This window comes from Streptomyces sp. YKOK-I1 (assembly GCF_054660435.1).
This window is the reverse complement of record NZ_BAAGDR010000001.1, coordinates 5,437,314-5,454,510: the sequence shown is the minus strand read 5'-3', so window position 1 is coordinate 5,454,510 and position 17,197 is coordinate 5,437,314. Positions and strand designations below refer to the sequence as shown.

Annotated in this window: 18 protein-coding genes; 13 read left to right on the top strand and 5 right to left on the bottom strand. The window is 73.4% G+C overall.

Going from position 1 to position 17,197, the window contains the following annotated elements:
- Positions 1–15: 15 nt before the first annotated feature.
- The 3 genes from ACYQ8Q_RS24260 (at position 16) to ACYQ8Q_RS24250 (ending at position 2,250) form a co-directional block, all read left to right on the top strand.
- The gene (locus ACYQ8Q_RS24260) at positions 16–1,044 is read left to right on the top strand and encodes a glycoside hydrolase family 26 protein (protein ID WP_460073467.1); all 1,029 of its coding nucleotides are present in this window, start codon (positions 16–18) and stop codon (positions 1,042–1,044) included.
- Positions 1,045–1,118: 74 nt separating this feature from the next.
- Positions 1,119–1,730 carry a M23 family metallopeptidase gene (locus ACYQ8Q_RS24255; RefSeq protein WP_460067829.1) on the top strand — a complete coding sequence of 204 codons (612 nt, stop codon included), beginning with the start codon at positions 1,119–1,121 and terminating at the stop codon, positions 1,728–1,730.
- Positions 1,731–1,773: 43 nt separating this feature from the next.
- On the top strand, positions 1,774–2,250 hold the full coding sequence (locus tag ACYQ8Q_RS24250) for an N-acetyltransferase family protein (protein ID WP_460067828.1): 477 nt from the start codon (positions 1,774–1,776) through the stop codon (positions 2,248–2,250).
- A 447-nt stretch (positions 2,251–2,697) separates the two neighbouring features.
- On the opposite strand, the gene ACYQ8Q_RS24245 is transcribed toward ACYQ8Q_RS24250, so the two are convergent.
- Complete coding sequence (locus ACYQ8Q_RS24245; RefSeq protein ID WP_460067827.1) at positions 2,698–4,989, bottom strand: LuxR C-terminal-related transcriptional regulator; 2,292 nt, start codon at positions 4,987–4,989, stop codon at positions 2,698–2,700.
- A gap of 182 nt (positions 4,990–5,171) precedes the next feature.
- Here ACYQ8Q_RS24245 and ACYQ8Q_RS24240 point away from each other — a divergent pair, with 182 nt between their 5' ends.
- From ACYQ8Q_RS24240 to ACYQ8Q_RS24215, 6 genes are all read left to right on the top strand, one after another.
- The gene (locus ACYQ8Q_RS24240; RefSeq protein ID WP_460067826.1) at positions 5,172–5,360 is read left to right on the top strand and encodes a hypothetical protein; all 189 of its coding nucleotides are present in this window, start codon (positions 5,172–5,174) and stop codon (positions 5,358–5,360) included.
- 115 nt (positions 5,361–5,475) lie between these two features.
- Positions 5,476–6,003 (top strand): FxLYD domain-containing protein, encoded by a 528-nt coding sequence (locus ACYQ8Q_RS24235; protein ID WP_460067825.1) that lies wholly within the window; start codon positions 5,476–5,478, stop codon positions 6,001–6,003.
- Positions 6,004–6,196: 193 nt separating this feature from the next.
- A complete protein-coding gene (locus ACYQ8Q_RS24230) occupies positions 6,197–7,243 on the top strand; it encodes a M4 family metallopeptidase (protein ID WP_460067824.1) in 1,047 nt (348 codons plus the stop codon).
- A 12-nt stretch (positions 7,244–7,255) separates the two neighbouring features.
- Positions 7,256–7,531 (top strand): protealysin inhibitor emfourin, encoded by a 276-nt coding sequence (locus ACYQ8Q_RS24225; protein WP_460067823.1) that lies wholly within the window; start codon positions 7,256–7,258, stop codon positions 7,529–7,531.
- 137 nt (positions 7,532–7,668) lie between these two features.
- Positions 7,669–7,992, top strand: coding sequence for an SCO0607 family lipoprotein (locus tag ACYQ8Q_RS24220; RefSeq protein ID WP_460067822.1), 324 nt, complete (start codon positions 7,669–7,671; stop codon positions 7,990–7,992).
- A gap of 119 nt (positions 7,993–8,111) precedes the next feature.
- The gene (locus ACYQ8Q_RS24215) at positions 8,112–8,801 is read left to right on the top strand and encodes a DUF6445 family protein (protein WP_460067820.1); all 690 of its coding nucleotides are present in this window, start codon (positions 8,112–8,114) and stop codon (positions 8,799–8,801) included.
- A gap of 22 nt (positions 8,802–8,823) precedes the next feature.
- Here the strand turns inward: ACYQ8Q_RS24215 and ACYQ8Q_RS24210 are convergent, their stop codons facing one another.
- Positions 8,824–10,098: a M24 family metallopeptidase gene (locus tag ACYQ8Q_RS24210; RefSeq protein WP_460067819.1), complete on the bottom strand. Its 1,275-nt coding sequence runs from the start codon at positions 10,096–10,098 to the stop codon at positions 8,824–8,826.
- A gap of 71 nt (positions 10,099–10,169) precedes the next feature.
- Complete coding sequence (locus ACYQ8Q_RS24205) at positions 10,170–10,868, bottom strand: MOSC domain-containing protein (protein ID WP_460067817.1); 699 nt, start codon at positions 10,866–10,868, stop codon at positions 10,170–10,172.
- A 196-nt stretch (positions 10,869–11,064) separates the two neighbouring features.
- Between ACYQ8Q_RS24205 and ACYQ8Q_RS24200 the strand changes: the two genes are divergently transcribed.
- The 3 genes from ACYQ8Q_RS24200 (at position 11,065) to ACYQ8Q_RS24190 (ending at position 13,796) form a co-directional block, all read left to right on the top strand.
- Positions 11,065–11,829, top strand: coding sequence for a DUF4142 domain-containing protein (locus tag ACYQ8Q_RS24200; RefSeq protein WP_460073466.1), 765 nt, complete (start codon positions 11,065–11,067; stop codon positions 11,827–11,829).
- 247 nt (positions 11,830–12,076) lie between these two features.
- On the top strand, positions 12,077–13,042 hold the full coding sequence (locus tag ACYQ8Q_RS24195) for an LAETG motif-containing sortase-dependent surface protein (RefSeq protein WP_460067815.1): 966 nt from the start codon (positions 12,077–12,079) through the stop codon (positions 13,040–13,042).
- A 133-nt stretch (positions 13,043–13,175) separates the two neighbouring features.
- On the top strand, positions 13,176–13,796 hold the full coding sequence (locus ACYQ8Q_RS24190) for a hypothetical protein (RefSeq protein ID WP_460067814.1): 621 nt from the start codon (positions 13,176–13,178) through the stop codon (positions 13,794–13,796).
- Here ACYQ8Q_RS24190 and ACYQ8Q_RS24185 read toward each other — a convergent pair.
- A complete protein-coding gene (locus tag ACYQ8Q_RS24185; protein WP_460067813.1) occupies positions 13,793–14,782 on the bottom strand; it encodes a nucleoside hydrolase in 990 nt (329 codons plus the stop codon). The genes ACYQ8Q_RS24190 and ACYQ8Q_RS24185 overlap by 4 nt on opposite strands.
- Before the next feature lie 73 nt (positions 14,783–14,855).
- Positions 14,856–16,064 (bottom strand): threonine--tRNA ligase, encoded by a 1,209-nt coding sequence (thrS, locus tag ACYQ8Q_RS24180; RefSeq protein ID WP_460067812.1) that lies wholly within the window; start codon positions 16,062–16,064, stop codon positions 14,856–14,858.
- A gap of 321 nt (positions 16,065–16,385) precedes the next feature.
- On the opposite strand from thrS, the gene ACYQ8Q_RS24175 reads away from it, so the two are divergent.
- Positions 16,386–17,159 carry a hypothetical protein gene (locus ACYQ8Q_RS24175; RefSeq protein ID WP_460067811.1) on the top strand — a complete coding sequence of 258 codons (774 nt, stop codon included), beginning with the start codon at positions 16,386–16,388 and terminating at the stop codon, positions 17,157–17,159.
- Positions 17,160–17,197 lie beyond the last annotated feature (38 nt).

The window sequence follows — 17,197 nt, the reverse complement described above, 5'->3', positions numbered from 1 at the left end:
CCGGTGCCCCCGTCAGTGATCCGCAGCTTTCCTCGCCGTCGCCCCGTCACCCGCACCCGTCCCTTCCTGACGCTCCTTCTGGTCGTCCTCGTCCTGCTCGCCGGGCCCGCGTGCGTCCGCGACGGGGAGTGGGCGGCGGGGGTGCCCGACGGGAAGACGGCCGGCGGGCCGCCGCCCTCGCCCTTCGGTGCCTACGTCGGCTACGGCTCGGACGGCGTGCGGCGGGTCTCCGAGCTGGACGGCTGGCTGGGGCCGGCCACGCCCCGGGTCGGGCACGCCTATCTGGCGGGGGACCACTGGGGCCATATCGAGGGGGAGCCCGGCGATCTCCACCACTGGGCGCAGTGGCGCCGGGCCCGCGCGGACCGGCTGTTCGTGCTGAACGTGCCGATGCTGGACCGCGCGGAGGCGCATCTGTCCGACCGCAGGGTGCGCAGGCTGCTGCGCAACGGGGCGGACGGCGCGTACGACGGGCACTTCCGCACGCTGGCCCGCCGGCTGGTCTCGCTCGGCATCCCGGACACCGTGCTGGTGGTGGGCTGGGAGATGAACGGGATCACCTACACCCACCGCTGCGGGCCCGATCCCGAGGCCTGGAAGGCGTTCTGGGTGCGGATCGTGGAGACCATGCGGTCGGTGCCGGGGCAGCGGTTCCGGTTCGAGTTCGCGCCGAACCGCGGGCGGGACGCCATCCCGTGGCCGGCCTGCTACCCGGGCGACCGGTACGTCGACGTGATCGGCATGGACGCCTACGACCAGCCGCGCGGCATGTCCTTCGACGAACAGGTCCATGAGCCGTACGGCCTCGCCGAGCACGTGCGGTTCGCGCGGGCGCACCACAAGGAATTCTCGTACCCGGAGTGGGGGCTGTTCCGCAACGGCGACAACCCGGCGTACGTCCGCTCCATGCTCACCTGGTTCGCCCGGCAGCGGCCGCTGTACCAGACGATCAGCGACTACTGTCCGCACGGTGTGTGGCAGTGCCCGGCGAATCCGAGGTCGTCGCAGGTGTACCGCAGGCTGCTGGCGGAGCCGTCCGGCTGAAATCCTACGGAAAACCGGCGGGTGTCGGGTGGCGTGCCCCGCCCCTCACCCCTCGTCGGTTCGATGATCACACAATGCGACGAGCACACTCCCTCGCTACGGCGACCGCCGGACTGTCGGCCCTCCTGGTCCTGCTCACCGCCGTACCGTCCGGCGCCGGAAGCGGCCCCCAGGACAGCAGAGGCAGCGGTGACCCGGTCGCCGTGGACCCCTCCGGCCGCGCCGGCCACTGCCCCGTCGCCCGGCGCGGCCGGGAGCCCCACCACCGCACCGGGGGCCCCTGGACCGCGCCGACCCGCGGCTACTGGCTCTCGGCCGGGTACGCGGCCAAGGGCGACCGTTGGGCCCACCGCCACACCGGACAGGACTTCGCGGTCCCCACCGACACCCCCGTGTACTCCGTCGGGCCGGGCACGGTCCAGGCCACCACCTGCGGCGACGGCTTCGGCAACCAGGTCGTCGTCCGGCACCCCGGCGGCTTCTTCACCCAGTACGCGCACCTCTCCCGGATCGACGTCCGCCGCGGCGACCGCGTCTTCCCCGGCACCCGGCTCGGCCTCTCCGGCGCCACCGGCAACGTCACCGGCCCGCATCTGCACTTCGAGGTGCGGATGACGCCGTACCTCGGCTCGTCGGTACCGCCCCTGCCCTGGCTGCGGAAGAAGGACGTCCGGCTCGGCGGGTGAAACGCCGTGGACAGCGGCCGCGCCCCTGGCCCATGCTCCGCGCATGATCCGAGCCGCCACCGCCGACGACGTCCCCGAGATCCGCGCCCTGATCCGCGAACTCGCCGCCTACGAGAAGGCCGAGCACGAGGCCCGCGCCACCGAGGAGCAGCTCCGGGAGGCCCTGTTCGGGGAACGGCCCGCCGCGCACGTCCTGATCGCCGAGGACGACGACACCGGCGCGGCCGTGGGCTTCGCCCTGTGGTTCCCCCGGTTCTCGACCTGGACCGGCACCCGGGCCCTGCACCTGGAGGACCTGTACGTCCGTCCGCACGCGCGGGGCGCCGGTCATGGCATCGCCCTGCTCGCCGCCCTCGCGGCGACCTGTGTCCGCGAGGGCTGGGAGCGCTTCGAGTGGTGGGTGCTGGCCTGGAACGAGCCGACCGTCGACTTCTACAGCTCGCTCGGGGTGGAGTTCCTCGACGAGTGGCGGATCTGCCGGCTCACCGGGGACCCGCTGGCGGCTCTCGCAGCCCGCTGAGCCTGTCCGGGTCGTCCCCGAGTCGAGGGTCACCGTCCGCGCCCCGGGATCGAGGGCGGTGGCGGTCTGGTGCAGCCGGCGCCGAGGACGACGACGCGGTGCCGGGTGTTCATCGTGACCACTCCCTGTGGCCACTGTCTGCGGGGGGGCATCCAGGGGACAAGGGGGCGGGGCCGGACGTGACAGCCCCCGATGTGACGCGCACCACATCTGGTGGGGGCTGCCCCGCCGACCAGGGGCAGCCCCGCGTACCGCCGGGGGCGGGTCCGGTGCCGGACGCCTGCCATGACAGCGCCGACCGAGGGTTCGGCCTGTCGGCCCCCGGCCCGTCCCGGCCCCGGGCGGCACCACCAGGCTGCCGCGCCCACCGCGCTCCCCGCACACCGGTGCGCGGAAGATCGGTACACCTACCCCACAGGAGACCGCCGCCGTTCTACCTACGTACGCCTACGGCCCCGTCACCGTCGCCGGGATCTCGGTGCGGGAGGTGATGCCCAGCTTGGCGAGGATGTGTTCGACATGGGCGTCCACCGTGCGCTTGGAGATGACGAGGCGCTCGGCGATCTCCCGGTTGGAGAGCCCGCGGGCGACCAGCGCGGCGACCTCCCGCTCGCGGCGGGTGAGGGAGTCGGCCGGGCGAACGGGGTTGCGGGGAGCGGGGGGCCGTACCGGGGCCGAAGGGCCTTCCGGAACCTCCGCGTCCGCGCGGACCGCCTCCAGCACCTCCTGCCCCGACATCCGCGCCCCCGTCTCCCGCCACCGCTCGAACGCCTCCGGGCCGAGCGCCTCCCGCACCGCCCGCTGCACCTCCTCCTGCTCCTCGACCAGCCGGGGCAGCAGCGCCACCGGGTCCCCGCTCAGCCGGCGCGCGTTCTCCGCGTACCCGAGCAGCCAGCAGGCCCGGACGTGCCGGCCGCCCCGGGCCGCGTGCCAGGCCAGGCCCAGCACGGCCAGCGCCGCCACCAGCACCTCCCCGATCTCGCTCACCGCCTCCAGGCCCCGCCGCAGACACGCCTCCCCCTCGGCGTCCTCACCGGCCAGCATGTGGATGACGCCCTTCGTCGTCACGGTCGACGCGTACAGCTGCCGCTCACCCCACTCCTCCAGATGGGCGAGGCCCGTCGCACACAGCTCCAGCGCGCCCGCCGGGTCCCCGAACACGGCCCGCAGCAGGGCCGCCTCGTAGTGCACGACCCCGATGCCCAGCCGGTCCCCGGAGGCCACGATCCGCAGCCGGGCCGACTCCACCTCGGCGAGCCCCTGCTCCACCGCCCCGCCGAAGGCCGTCATCGCCCCGAGGTACGCCTGCGCCGACAGCTCCACCCGCGACTCCCCCACCCGGCGCGCCACCTCGTGCGCCTGCGGGAAGCGCTCCAGCGCCGTCTCCAGATCCGCCGTCCACACCCCGAAGATCCCGGTCATCAGCAGCGCCCAGGCCCGCTCCGGACAGTCCTCCGTGACCGGCTCCAGCGCCTTGTCGATCCAGTGCCGGCCCTCCGACAGGGTGCCCGCCGCCCGCCAGTACGGCCCGAGCCGCGTCGCCAGCCACAGCGCCCGAACCGCCCGCCCCGGCTGCGCGCACCCGTACTCCAGGGCGGCCCGCACATCGGCGATCTCCTCCCGCACCGCCCGGTGCAGCGCGACCTGCGCCGGGCTGAGGAACTCGTCCCAGAACCGCGCCACCAGCCGCTCGTAATGGGCGAAGTGCCGCTCCCGTACGGCGTCGGCGGCGCCCTCCGCCCCGGCCGGGCGCCCGGCACCGTACTCCCGGATGGTGTCCAGCAGCCGGTAGCGCCCGCCGTCCTCCCCGATGCGCTGCACCACGGACTTGTCGACCAGCCCGATCAGCGCGCCCACCACCTCCGCCCGCGGTAACTCCCTGCCCCCGCACACCGCTTCGGCCGCCGACAGCTCGAAGGAGCCCGCGAACACCGACAGCCGCGCCCACAGCAGCCGCTCCTGCGGGGTGCACAGGTCGTAGGACCAGTCGATGGCCGTCCGCAGGGTCTGGTGCCGGGTCAGCGCGGTACGGCGGCCCCCGGTCAGCACCTCGAACCGCCGGCCCAGCCGCGCCACCAGCTCGCCGAGCGGCACCGCGCGCAGCCGTACGGCCGCCAGTTCCAGGGCGAGCGGCATACCGTCGAGGCGGTCGACGAGCGCGAGGGTGCGAGGCCGGTCGTCCTCGCCCAGGGTGGTGACGGCACCGGCCCGCAGCAGAAACAGCTCCAGCGCGTCCTGCCTGCTCAGCGGGGCGATCGGGACGCAGTGCTCGCCGGGCACGTCGAGCGGCTGACGGCTGGTGGCCAGCACCGTCAGCCCCGGCGCCTCCCGCAGCAGGATGTCGCAGAGCATCGCGCAGGCGTCGACCAGATGCTCACAGGTGTCCAGCACCAGCAGCATCCGCCGCTCCCGCAGATGCTCCACCACCGCGTCCAGCGGGGTCATCCCCGGCTGCTCGGGCAGCTCCAGCACCCCGGCGAGGGTGGCCGGCACCAGCTCCGGGTCGTGCAGCGCGGACAGCTCCACCAGCCAGACGCCGTCCGCGAACCGCGCCGCCGAGACCCCGGCCGCCCGGAGCGCCGTACGGCTCTTGCCGACACCCCCCGGGCCGACCAGGGTGACGAGCCGGAAGCGCCCCACCGCGTCCTTGATCAGGGCGAGTTCCTCGGCCCTGCCCACGAAACTGGTGATCTCCACGGGGAGTTGCCCGCCGCGCCGCTGACCGAAGCCGAATCCCATGCCACTCCCGCACACGCTCTCCACCGATCCACCCATCAACCATCACAGCGTAAGCACATGATCGCCGAGCGTGAAGGGTGCGTAGGTGTCACCGGGGAGGGCGACGGGCCTCGAAAATCCGCGCGAGGGATGAAGGGCGTGAAGGACACTGCGGATACCGCGCACGGGGGAGGGGAGAGGGATTGAGCAGACGGCGCTATGTCGCCCGGGGCGTTCCGGGGGGCTACCGCATCTGGGACAACCGGCGCCGGGGCCACTGGGGCGACTTCTACGAGCTGTGCCCGGACGACCTGCTGACAGCGCTGAACGCGGGCGCCGAGCAGGCGCGGATCGTGGAGCTGATGCGCCGGTACAAGAAGGCGGGACGCTGACCCGGGCGCCCTGCCCGGTGCTCCCGCGCCATCCGTCCGGGTGACCCGGCATGCGCGGCGCACCGGCCGCCCCTTCACTGGAAGGAGACCCTGCTCGGACACACCTGGAGGCGAGATGCCGCGCACCAAGGGCGTGCTGCTGACGGCGGCGGCCATCTGCTGCGCCGCCGGCCTGACCGGCTGCTCCGACGACAACACCCCCTCGTCGGTGTCGTCGGCCGCCAGCAAGGCCGCCAGCATCGCCGCCTCCGCGGCGGAGTCGCTGGGCGCCGAGGCCACGGCGGCCGCGTCCTCCCTGGCCTCCGAGGCGGCGTCGGCGTTCGCGTCGGCCACGGCCGAGGCGAACAAGGAACTGGAAGAGATCAAGAACGGCGTCGACGTGAAGTCCGACGCGAAGCTCGGCACACCCGGCACCGACCAGGGCCGCGCCACGGTCGACGTCACCGTCACCAACACCGCCGACTCCACCAAGTCCTTCGCCGTCCAGGTCGACTTCACCGACAGCGACGGCAACCGCCTCGACACGGTCGTGGTCACCGTCTCCGACGTGGCCGCCGGGAAGACCGGCACGGGGACGGCCCGCAGCAACCGCGACCTGTCCGGCACGGTGAAGGCGGAGGTGGCACGGGCGGTGCGGTACTGAGGCGGCCCACACCCGCAGATCTGAGGCGCCGTCACCCGTCCGGCGTGCGGGAGACCGCCCCCGGGCGCAGAATGAGAGGCATGGGACTCGTTCGGCCCGCGTGAGTCACGCGGCCCCGGCTCCGGGTCCCCGCGCCGGGGACTCGTGGCCCATCACCCCGTTGTCCAAGCCCTCTTCCAAGGAGGGACCCCCCATGCGCCCCACGCGCCCCGTCTGCGGCATCCTGCCGCCGTTCGTCCTCGAGAAGCTCACCGAGGCCGACAACGCGCACGTCCGGGAGGCCGCGCAGAACACGCTGGCCGTCGAAGCCGACTTCCGGCAGAACCGGATCGCGACGCCCAGTCTGGTCTCCCCCGCCACGCCCACCGAGTTCGTCCTGGACCGGACGCTGTACGACACCCACCACACCCTCGCGCTCCCCGGCGACCTGGTCCGCCGGGAGGGCGGCGACCCGTCCCTGGACGGCACGGTCAACCGCGCGTACGAGAGCCTCGGTACGACCTTCACGCTCTACAAGGAGGCCTACCGCCGGTACTCGATCGACGACGCCAATCTGCCGCTGGACGCGACGGCCCACTACCGTCGCCGTTTCAACAACGCTTTCTGGGACGGCGAGCGGATGGTCTTCGGCGACGGAGACGCCGTCGTGTTCAACGACTTCACCATCTCGGTCGACATCATCGGCCACGAACTCACCCACGGCGTCACGCAGTACACCGCCGGTCTCATCTACCAGGACCAGTCCGGCGCACTCAACGAGTCGGTCTCGGACGTCTTCGGCTCCCTGGTCAAGCAGTACGACCGGCACCAGACCGCCGACCAGGCCGACTGGCTGATCGGCGCGGGTCTGTTCACCCCGCAGATACGGGGGCAGGCACTGCGGTCGATGAAGGAGCCGGGGACCGGCTTCGACGACCCGCTGCTGGGCGGCAAGGATCCGCAGCCCAGCCATATGACCCACTACGTCGAGGGCGACGCCGACAACGGCGGGGTGCACATCAACTCCGGCATCCCGAACCACGCCTTCTATCTGACCGCGATCGCCATCGGCGGCCACGCCTGGGAGCGGGCGGGACGCATCTGGTACGAGACGCTCACCTCCGGGGGTCTCTCCGAGAACTGCGACTTCCAGGAGTTCGCGCAGGCGACGAAGGACACGGCCGAGCGGCTCTACGGCACCCGGCTGGAGCTGGAGTCCGTGGTCAAGGCCTGGTCCGACGTCGGTCTGAGCGTCCACTGAACCGGCGGCGCCATGCACATCCGGCTGATCAGGAGCGGGGGACTGCTCGGTGTGCCCCGCCGGGCCGAGGCGGACACCGCCGCCCGGCCCGACGGGGCCGCGCTCGAAGGGCTCGCGTACGAGGTCCTCGCCGCGGCGGGCGGGCCGTCCCCGTCCGGGCCCGGTGTGCCCGACGCCTGCCACTACACGCTGACCGTGGACGACCAGCCGCCGGTGGAGTTCACCGACCCCGGGCTGACCGACGCCCAACTCCGGCTGGTGGAACGGGTACTGGGGGAGGGGTTCTGAGGCGGACGGATCGGACAGGGATCGAGTAGGGCGCCCCCCGGCTGTTGAGTACGCGTACTCAGGAGCCTGCGTCCGGGGTCCAGCAGGCTGAGGGCACACGCCGACGAGGGGTCGGCGCGCGTCGAGAGGGATCAGCCGTGCAGAAGAGCAGCCGAGTCCGCCGTAGGTCGCCGCTGTCCCTGGTGGGTCTGGCGCTGGCCTGCGCCACCGCCGCCGGGCTGCTGTCCGCGTGCTCGCTCTCGTTCCAGGACGCGCAGTGCAGCGACGGCGAGTATCCGGCCCTCGCCGTCAACAGCAGCGGCGGCCTGTGCGTGAAGGACGGCCAGGAGCCGCCGGAGGGCTGGGTCCGCTACCCGGAGGGCAAGGTCCCGGAGTACGTCGGCGACAAGTGGGACGAGTACTGGACCACCCACACCGTCGACGAGAACGGGAAGGTCGTCCCGCTCCCCGCGGGCCAGTGAGTGACCGGCCCCGCCAGACGATCTCTTGACCGGGATTGACGACCCGTTGACCGGTTCTCTGCACAGTCCGGGGCAGATCGCGGGCGAGAACTGACGGAGCCCCGGCCTAGATTCGCTTCATGTCCATGCCACAGCCGCGGCGGGCCGTCGCCCTCCCCGTCCTGCCCTACCGCAAGCCCACCCGGGGCCGTGACTACTGGGTCCTGGACGACGTCCTCCCCGAGGACGGCATCGCCGCGATCCGCGAGCGGTGTCTGGCCAGGGACGACTGGGTCAAAGGACACCCGTACACCTCCGAGAGCTGGCCGGGGCTGCGGACCATGCCCGGTCTGGAGCCCGCCGAACTCGCCCGGGTGGAGCAGCAGGTGCGCAAGGCCACCGGGGCGCGGCGGCTGTGGGTGCAGCAGGCGCCCGGGGGCGGCACCCTCAACCACAACTGCGTCCAGGTCGTCGGCGAGGGCGAGAGCACCCCCCGGCCGCACTCCGACTCGCGCGCGCTGTGCCGGTACGCGGCCGTGCTGTACCTCAACCCGGGCGTGCCCAAGGACTGCGGGACCAGCTTCTACCGGCAGTCGCTGCCGGGCGGCCGGCTCGGCGGCAATGTCGTCCAGGCCCCGCACCACAACCTCGTCGAGGCCCTCGGCACCCGGTTCGTCGCCCCGGACGCCTTCGAGGAGGACGTACGGGTCCCGCACCGCGCGGGCCGGCTGCTGCTCTACCACGCCAACCTCGTGCACAGCGCGACCGGTTACTGCGGTACGACGCTGGAGGAGAAGCGGATGACGGCGGTGTTCTTCTGGATGGCGTGAGCCGGCCGGTGCGGTGCGGGCGTCAGACGACCTCCGCGAGGGCGGGGTCGGCGCCGGCCAGCCGGCGGACGCCCGCCGCCGTGCACACCACGGTGTCCCCGAGCCGCACCCCGAGCCGGCCCGGCAGCAGGACACCCGCCGCGACCTGGACGCACATGCCGGGCGTGAGCAGCGCGGCGCCGCCCGGGGCGAGATACGGCGGCTCGTACGGGGTGACGCCGAGGCCGTGACCGGTGGCCGGGAGGGCGTCGCCACCGTGCCCGGCGTCGGCGAGCACCGCGCGGGCCGCCCGGTCGGGCTCCGCACACGGCACCCCGGGGAGCATCGCCGCCAGGGCCGCCTCCCGGGCCGTGCGGACGATCTCGTGCAGTCTGCGCAGCCGGTCCGGCGGTGGTCCCACGTGGACCGTGCGGGTGAGGGCGGAGGCGTAGCCGTCGCGGCGGCCGCCGAGGTCCAGGACGACCGTGTCGCCGGGTTCGATCCGGTGGTCGCCGGGCCGGTGGTCCGGGTCCGCGCCATGGCCCGCGGCGGCGACCCGGGCCCGGTCGACGCGGTCGTGGCCGTGGGCGCGCAGGAGGCCCGCGAGGTCGGCGGCCAGCTCGGACTCACGGCGGCCGCCGAACCGCAGGGCGAGAACGGCCTCGTACGCGGCGTCCGCGGCGGTGGCCGCGGCGGCGAGACGGGCCGTCTCCTGCTCGTCCTTGACCGCGCGGAGCAGGGGGAGGGCGGTGGACAGCGGCCGGTAGGTGGTCAGGGGCAGGGCCTCCTCCAGGCCGAGGAGGTGGACGGACCAGGTGGCGTCGCTGATGCCGTAGTGGCCGTGCGGGAGGAGCCGTCCGGCCGCGGCGGCGTACGGGTCCTGGCCGTCGGCCCAGGCGGTGAGCCGGACGGTGCCGGGGGCGGGGCCCGCGGAGGCGTCCGCGAGGTCCCGGGCCGGGAGCAGCAGACGGGGCTCGGCCTCCGGGGTGAGCACGAGCAGCGTGAGCCGGTCCGGGGCGGTGCCCGGCCGGTGCCCGCACAGCCGTCCCAGATCGGGCCCGGGCGTCACGAGCACCCCGGTGAGCCGGGCGGCGGCGGCCTCCCCTGCGGCCCGCCGCAGACGCTCGGCGTACACGTCCGTGGAGAAGGGAGCGGGCGCGCGATTCCCCGGCCCACGGGACTCCGGTGCGCGGGACTCCGGCTCACGGGACCCCACCTCACGGCCTCCCCGCTCACGGGGCTCCGGCGCCCGGTTCTCCCGCCTGTCCCGGTTCTCCGGTCCGGCGCGGTTCTGTGGCTCGTGGTCGTCGGGGGTCATGTGTCCATTCGAACCGGTGGGCGGTGCGGAGGGCGGGTGGGGAGGGCCGTACGGGTGCAGGGGTGGTGTGCTCAGGCGGTCGGTGTCACCTCGTCGCCGAGGGCCACCCGGCCCGGGCGCCGTACCGCGAAGTACGCGCCGAAGACGACCCCGCCGCCGTCCGCCCGGCGGTAGTCGGCGAGGGTGCGCAGCGGCTCGGGGCCCGCGCGGCGGCCGGTGGACTGGTCGACCAGGGTGACGGCGCAGCGGACCGTGAGTTCGGTGAAGGCCAGTTCGGTGCCGGCCACGGCGAGACCGGGGGTGTCGTCCTCGGTGTGGGGGGTGGTCCAGCCGTCGACGACGAGGTTGGGGCGGAACCGGGTCACGGGCAGCGGGGCGGCGCCACGGGCGGCGATGCGCCGGTTGAGGGCGTCGAGGCTGGCGCGGGAGAGGACGTGCAGCCGGGAGTCGTTCCCGGCGCGGGCGCGGACCAGCCGGCTCGGGCGGCCCAGGAACCGGGTCAGCCAGGCGTCCGCCTCGGGGCCGGGACCCGTCACCGTGAGCGGCTCGGTGTCCGGCGCCCGGAGCGTCAGCCCGCCGTCCCGCACCTTTGGGGCGATCACCGCGAGCCGGGGGTCCGCGCCCTGCCAGCGCGGGTCGCCCCGGTCGTCCACGACCGCCCAGGCACGGTCGCCGAGCAGTCCCTCGGGGGTCACCACGGCCCTGGTGAGCTCGACCCCCGCGCACCCTTTCACCGGGTAGTACGTGATCCCGACGACGTTCGCTCGCATCGACTCCCCCTCGCGAAGACCCAGTTCAGACGTCAGTTTTTGATGGGAACTCATACAGCCGCAAAGATTTTACGAACCCCATAGAGTCGCGGCGGCTCTTCGTGCGTACTCCAGTGCGTCCGACCCCCCGCCGGAGTCCTACCGTCGGCGGACCCCCGACCGGGCAGGAGGAACGGTGCAACTCTCGCGGAACGCGATGGGAACTCTCTTCGTGGGTGGCGCCCTGACACTGACTCTCGGCGCCCTGGCCTACCCCTCGATGCTGGGGCTGGACACGGTGTCGACATCCACCGACAGAGTCATCGCGAACACCCAGTGGGGCCCGCTGACCGAGGGCGACCGTGACTTCGTGGTGAAGGTACGGGCCGCCGGTCTGTGGGAGTACCCGCTGGGCCAGATCGGTCTGCAGAAGGGGACGAGCAAGGCCGTACTCACCGCGAGTGAGCACCTCGTCGACGGCCACGCCGCCCTCGACACCACCTGCCGCAAGATCGCGCCGATGCTGAACATCACGATCCCCAACGTGGCGAGCCCCCAGCAGGAGGGCTTCGTGACGCAGCTGAAGGGTGAGTCCGGTGCGCAGTTCGACACCGACTTCGCCAACATCCTGCGCATGACGCACGGTTCCATCTTCAACACCGTGGCGAAGATCCGGTCGACGACGAAGAACTCCCTGGTGCGCGCCCTGGCCGACCAGGCCAACGACACCGTCCTGGACCACATCACGGTGATGGAGAAGACCGGTCTGGTCGACTTCGACTCGACGATCTTCCAGCAGACCACCGCGCCCAAGCTGCCCAAGACGGACCTGACCCCGCCCGCCCCGGCCGCGGGCGCGCCCCAGGTCGTCCTCACCCCGCCGCCGAACGCCACGTCCACCCCGGTGGACATCGACGGCATCGCGGGCGGCGCGGCCAACTCCACCGCCGGCGCCGCCGCGAACGCGGGCACGGGAGGCTAGGCAGGCCACACCGTGGTGTCCGGCGGCAGGGGGTTCGGCCCCGTGCCGCCGGGCGGTTCGGAGGGGAACGTTCCACACGTGATGAAGTCGTGATGGAAACTTGAACTGCCCAGGGTTTATCCCAGGTTGACAGCCATCTGGCAGGCGAACGACGATGGGCGGACACTGTGGCGCCTGTGACCCGAGGGCCCCGTGTTTCTCCTGATCTGACCAATCAGCCCTGGCATTCGCCAAGAAATGGATACACATGTCCATAGCGAGACGTGTCACCGTGCGCCGCCTGCTGGGGACGGGCGCCGCCACGCTCACCCTCTGCGCCGCCTCCGTGGCCGCCGCCTCCGGCGCCTTCGCCACCTCCGGCCCCGGCGGCGACGGCTGGAAGTCCGGCGGGCACTACCAGCCCGGCACCGGCGCGGGCACCGAGACGGGGACCGACCGCTGCCAGTTCTCGCTCGACGGCAAGAACTTCTTCGACTCGGTGCGCGTCGACGACCAGAACCTCAAGCCGACCCAGGACGGCAAGGTCCACATCTCCGTCCGCACGGCGGGCGACGCGAGCACCTGCACCGCCTCCCTGGCCTCCTACCTCGCCCACGGCGCCACCTTCGGCACCTCCGGTGAGCAGGTCTTCGTCGACTTCGACACCGTGACGGTCAAGCCCGGCCAGACCGACACCCTCGACATCGCCGTCCCCGACGCGGGCTGCTACGCCCAGATCGACCTCTACCGCGGCGCGGTGAAGTTCGACGGCAAGCTCGACGCGCAGGACGGCTTCGAGCACGGCAACCTGCCCAAGGGCCCGGACCGCCCGGTCATCAAGGACAAGCTGATCGCGGCCTGGAACGGCGGCACGAAGGACTGCACGACCACCGAGCAGCCCCCGTCCTCCCCGTCGGCCCCGGCCGGAGGCGGCGACTCCTCGCCGTCGCCGTCGGCGTCCGAGTCGACCCCCTCGGACGAGTCGTCCGAGAGCGCGTCGCCCTCGCCCTCCGCCTCGGAGTCCACGTCGACCGAGTCGGCCACGCCGACCCCGTCCGCCTCCGAGTCGAGCAGCACCCCGGCCACGGGCGGCAGCACCGGTGGTGGCGGCGACCTCGCCGAGACCGGCGCCAGCAGCAACACCCCGCTCGTCGCGGGCGGAGCCGCCGCGCTCCTGGCCGGCGGCGCCGCGATCGTGGTGGCCACCCGCCGCCGCAAGGCGACCCGCGCCTGACGCCGGCTCTCTCCGGCTTCTCCGGTACGTCCGCCCCGGCACCTTCAAGGAGCCGGGGCGGACGTGCGTCTGCGTGGCGTTCTACGTGGTTTCCCCGATGTGCCGCCGCGACCGCCCGGGCGAGGATGTTCCGATGTTTCCCTGGATCATGTGGTCGGTCATCCTCCTGGCGCCGTTCGTCATCGGCGGGACCCTCGCGGTCCGCACCGCGCGCCGGGCGAACAAGGCGGATCGTGCGATGCGTGTGCTGGCCGGCCGTCCCGGCTGGAGCCGGGTCGAGCGGGGCCCGGACGGAGAGCAGTGGGCCATGTTCGCGGGCCACTTCCCCTGGCTGTTGCGGACAGTCCCCGGCAGCGGGGCGACCGGCCCGCTCGGCTCCCACGAAGTCACCGTCGCCAGGCGCTGGGAACCGGTCGGGCGCAGGGACATGCGGCACTGGCTGATCGTGTACTTCGACGGGAGCGGCGGACCGGATCTGCGTCTGGAGCGCCACTGGAGCGCGGCCGAAATCGCGCTCTCCTTCGCCAAGGATCTGCCGTACCAGCCGATGAGCACGGACTACGAAGGGACGGTCCAGCGGTTCTACGGTTCTGATCTGCCGCAGCGCCTGGTGCGGTTCGCCGCACCGGCGGTCTCGGTCCGCGAGGACGGGGTGTGCTTCCTCTACCCCATGCCCGACGTGGTGGACATGGGGACCCTGCTGGAGGAACTGGCGGCGCTGCTCCCCGACCTCGCCGCCCTCGCCCGCGCCTAAAGCGCAGTGCGAAAGTCCCGCTCCACGGTCTCCAGATACAGCCGTGTGTACCGCTCGACGTCCACGTCCAACCCCACATCCACCAGGGCCTGTTCCCGTACGCCGTGGTGGGTCTCGGACTCGCCGTGGCGGGGGCGGCGGTCGACGATCGTCTGGCCGCGGGTCGGGCCCGGGGCGAGGGAGACCTCCACGGGGAGCGGGCGGGTGGTGAGACCGGCCGGGTCCGCCACGGCGCAGACCGCGCCCGCGTCACCGAGGCCCCCGGCCGACTCGTCGGCGTCGGCCTCCGGCGCGGAGGGGCGGTGGGCGAGCAGGTCGCCGGCGAGGCGCGTGCCCGGTTCCGCGCTCGCGCGCAGCCGCCGTACGTCCTCCCCCGGGACCACCACCCGCTGGAACACATCGAGCCCGTACATCGTGATCGGGACCCCGGCCGTCAGCAGGATCGCGGCCGCCTCCGGGTCGTGCCACACGTTGAACTCCGCGACCGGGGTGGCGTTCCCGGCGGCGACCGCGCCGCCCATGAACACGATCCGCTCCAGGTTCCGGGTCGCCTCGGGGTGGGTGCGCAGCAGCAGCGCGATGTTCGTCAGGGGCGCGGTGGGGATCAGCGTGACCGGGCGGGGCGAGGCGAGGATCTCGCGGCGCAGCAGGGTCACCGCGTCCACGTCGACGGGCCGGCGGGCCGGGGCGGGCAGGCCGGCGATGTCGCCCATGCCGTCCTTGCCGTGCACGGTCGCGGAGCGGGCGGGCTCGATCAGCGGCCGCTCGGCGCCCCGGGCCACCGGGACGTCCCCGGCGCCCGCCACGTCCAGCACCGTCAGGGTGTTGCGGACCACGCCGTCGACATCCGTGTTCCCGGCGACACAGGTCACCGCCCGCAGGTCCAGCCCCGGATGCCGTACGGCGAACAGCAGGGCGAGGGCGTCGTCGACCCCCGTGTCGCAGTCGATGATCACGGGGAGGGGCTGCTGATCGCGATCGGTCATCCGGCGACTCCTTCGGATCCTTCCGAACCAACTCGGTCACCGCCGACCCTATGCGGACCCGCCCGGTACCTGCTCAGTCCCACAGCTCCCCTCCCCGCGCCGCCACCCGCTCCCCGATCCGCCGGACCAGCTCGGCCACGGGCAGCGCGCCAGGGCGGCGGCCGTCCCGCAGCCGTACGGCGGCCAGCCCGCCGCTCGCCTCCCGCTCCCCGATCACCGCGAGGTACGGCACCCGCCGCGCCGCCCGGATCCGCGCCCCCAGAGTGCCCTCGCAGACCGCGTCCGCGCGCAGCCCCGCCGCCGACGCCCGCCGCACCAGCTCGGCCGCGGCCCCCTGCTGCGCCTCCGACACCGGCAGCACGGCCAGCTGGAGCGGCGCCAGCCAGGCCGGGAAGGCCCCGCCGTGCTCCTCGATCAGCTGCGCCACCGCCCGCTCCACGCTGCCGATCACGCTGCGGTGCACCATCACCGGCCGGTGCTTCGCCCCGTCGGCGCCGGTGTAGTGCAGAGCGAAGCGGGCGGGCTGGTGGAAGTCGATCTGCACGGTGGACAGGGTCGCCTCCCGGCCCGCGCGGTCCGCGATCTGCACGTCGATCTTCGGACCGTAGAAGGCCGCCTCGCCCTCGGCCTCCTCGTACGCGGTCCCCGAACCGTCCAGCACCTCCCGCAGCAGAGCGGTCGCGCGGGTCCACAGCCCGGGGTCGGCCACGTACTTGCCGCCCGCGCCCGGCAGGGAGAGCCGGTACCGGGAGGCGCTGATACCGAGGTCGGCGTAGGCCCGCCCGATCAGCCCGAGGGCCGCGCGGGCCTCGTCCACGGCCTGCTCCGGGGTGCAGAAGATGTGCGCGTCGTTGAGCTGGATGGCCCGCACCCGGGTGAGACCGCCCAGCACCCCCGACAGCTCGGAGCGGTACATGCCGCCCAACTCGGCGATGCGGAGCGGAAGTTCACGGTAGCTGTGGGAGCGGGAGCGGTAGATCAGGGCGTGGTGGGGGCAGAGGCTGGGGCGCAGCAGCATCTGTTCCGCGCCGAGGTCCATGGGCGGGAACATGTCCTCGCCGTAGTGGTCCCAGTGGCCCGAGATCTCGTACAGCTCGCGTTTGCCGAGCACCGGCGAGTACACGTGCCGGTAGCCGGCCGCGCGCTCCGCCTCCCGGACGTACTCCTCCAGGGCGTGCCGCACGATCGCGCCGTCCGGCAGCCAGTACGGCAGGCCCGCGCCCATCAGGGGGTCGGTGTCGAAGAGGTCGAGTTCGCGGCCGAGGCGGCGGTGGTCGGGCATCCGGGTCTCCCTGGTGAGGGGGGCGGGGCGGACCGGGACACGACGAAGCCCCGGAGCGCTCGCCCCGGGGCTTCGGTCATCCATGCATCGGATCAGCGCGCCGGGACGGTGTCCGGCGTCGTCGTGCGGGACGGCTGGGCGCGCTGCATACGGCGACCCTAGCGACGGGGTCCCCTCGGCGACGAACGGTTTTCCGGCGGCCGGTTTTCCACCGCGCGCAGCAACGCCCGTAACCCGTACGGCCCGCCGCGCTGGTCGGTCCGCACCGGCGGTGCTGCCGTGGGAGGAGGCACGTATCCCCACGTCAGGAGGCACCCCCATATGAAACGCCGCGCGCTCCTCGCCTCCTCGCTGCTGCTCACGACCGTCACCGGGTGCGCCGCCCTCGGCCTGGAGCACCCGCCGACGGCCGCCCCCGCCGAACCGACCGTCCAGGCCTCCACCAGCAAGCCCGCCGCGTCGGCCGCCCCGCGCGTCCTCAGTGACAGCCAGGCGCAGGCGGCCCTCATCACCGCCGAGGACCTCGGCGGGCCCTGGCTCCCGACCGGGGGCGCGGCGACCTGGCGGGACGGGCTGCTGAAGGCGAGCACACCGGTCGCCGAGTGCCAGAAGCTCCTCGACGCCCTCTACACCGACGAGCTGTTCGGCGCCCCCGCCCGCGCGGTCGTCGGGCTCGACGACCCCGATGCCGCCGCCCAGTTGCGCTACCAGCTCACCGGGCGGAGCACGGCGGACATGGACCGGACGCTGGCCTGGCTCAGGGAACTGCCGCAGAAGTGCGCCCGGTTCACGGCCACGGCGGGGAAGGACACGGTGGAGGACGTCCAGGTGACCGACCTGCCGCTGCCGGAGGTGGGGGACGCCAGGCAGGGACTGCGGGTGACGCTGACCCTCTGGGGAACCGCCGAGGACAACGCCGACGGTGAGCCGACCGCCCTCGCGCTGGACGTGGCCGCCGTCCGGGCGGGCGAGGACGGGTTCGCCCTGACCAACGGCGGCCTGGGCGACGTACCGAACGAGGCGACCCAGGCGGCGGTACAGCTCGGCGTACGACGACTGGCGGACGTACGCAAGCAGGGCCGCGCCCAGGTCTGACACACGCCGACCCCGACATCGCGTCCCCGACCGACGAC

What these genes read in the sequence shown, in the direction of transcription:
- ACYQ8Q_RS24255 (WP_460067829.1), top strand. Translation starts at nt 1,119, where the DNA reads ATGCGACGAGCACACTCCCTCGCTACGGCGACCGCCGGACTGTCGGCC.
- ACYQ8Q_RS24250 (WP_460067828.1), top strand. Translation starts at nt 1,774, where the DNA reads ATGATCCGAGCCGCCACCGCCGACGACGTCCCCGAGATCCGCGCCCTG.
- ACYQ8Q_RS24245 (WP_460067827.1), bottom strand. Translation starts at nt 4,989, where the DNA reads ATGGGATTCGGCTTCGGTCAGCGGCGCGGCGGGCAACTCCCCGTGGAG.
- ACYQ8Q_RS24235 (WP_460067825.1), top strand. Translation starts at nt 5,476, where the DNA reads ATGCCGCGCACCAAGGGCGTGCTGCTGACGGCGGCGGCCATCTGCTGC.
- ACYQ8Q_RS24230 (WP_460067824.1), top strand. Translation starts at nt 6,197, where the DNA reads ATGCGCCCCACGCGCCCCGTCTGCGGCATCCTGCCGCCGTTCGTCCTC.
- ACYQ8Q_RS24225 (WP_460067823.1), top strand. Translation starts at nt 7,256, where the DNA reads ATGCACATCCGGCTGATCAGGAGCGGGGGACTGCTCGGTGTGCCCCGC.
- ACYQ8Q_RS24215 (WP_460067820.1), top strand. Translation starts at nt 8,112, where the DNA reads ATGTCCATGCCACAGCCGCGGCGGGCCGTCGCCCTCCCCGTCCTGCCC.
- ACYQ8Q_RS24210 (WP_460067819.1), bottom strand. Translation starts at nt 10,098, where the DNA reads ATGACCCCCGACGACCACGAGCCACAGAACCGCGCCGGACCGGAGAAC.
- ACYQ8Q_RS24205 (WP_460067817.1), bottom strand. Translation starts at nt 10,868, where the DNA reads ATGCGAGCGAACGTCGTCGGGATCACGTACTACCCGGTGAAAGGGTGC.
- ACYQ8Q_RS24200 (WP_460073466.1), top strand. Translation starts at nt 11,065, where the DNA reads ATGGGAACTCTCTTCGTGGGTGGCGCCCTGACACTGACTCTCGGCGCC.
- ACYQ8Q_RS24195 (WP_460067815.1), top strand. Translation starts at nt 12,077, where the DNA reads ATGTCCATAGCGAGACGTGTCACCGTGCGCCGCCTGCTGGGGACGGGC.
- ACYQ8Q_RS24190 (WP_460067814.1), top strand. Translation starts at nt 13,176, where the DNA reads ATGTTTCCCTGGATCATGTGGTCGGTCATCCTCCTGGCGCCGTTCGTC.
- ACYQ8Q_RS24185 (WP_460067813.1), bottom strand. Translation starts at nt 14,782, where the DNA reads ATGACCGATCGCGATCAGCAGCCCCTCCCCGTGATCATCGACTGCGAC.
- thrS (WP_460067812.1), bottom strand. Translation starts at nt 16,064, where the DNA reads ATGCCCGACCACCGCCGCCTCGGCCGCGAACTCGACCTCTTCGACACC.
- ACYQ8Q_RS24175 (WP_460067811.1), top strand. Translation starts at nt 16,386, where the DNA reads ATGAAACGCCGCGCGCTCCTCGCCTCCTCGCTGCTGCTCACGACCGTC.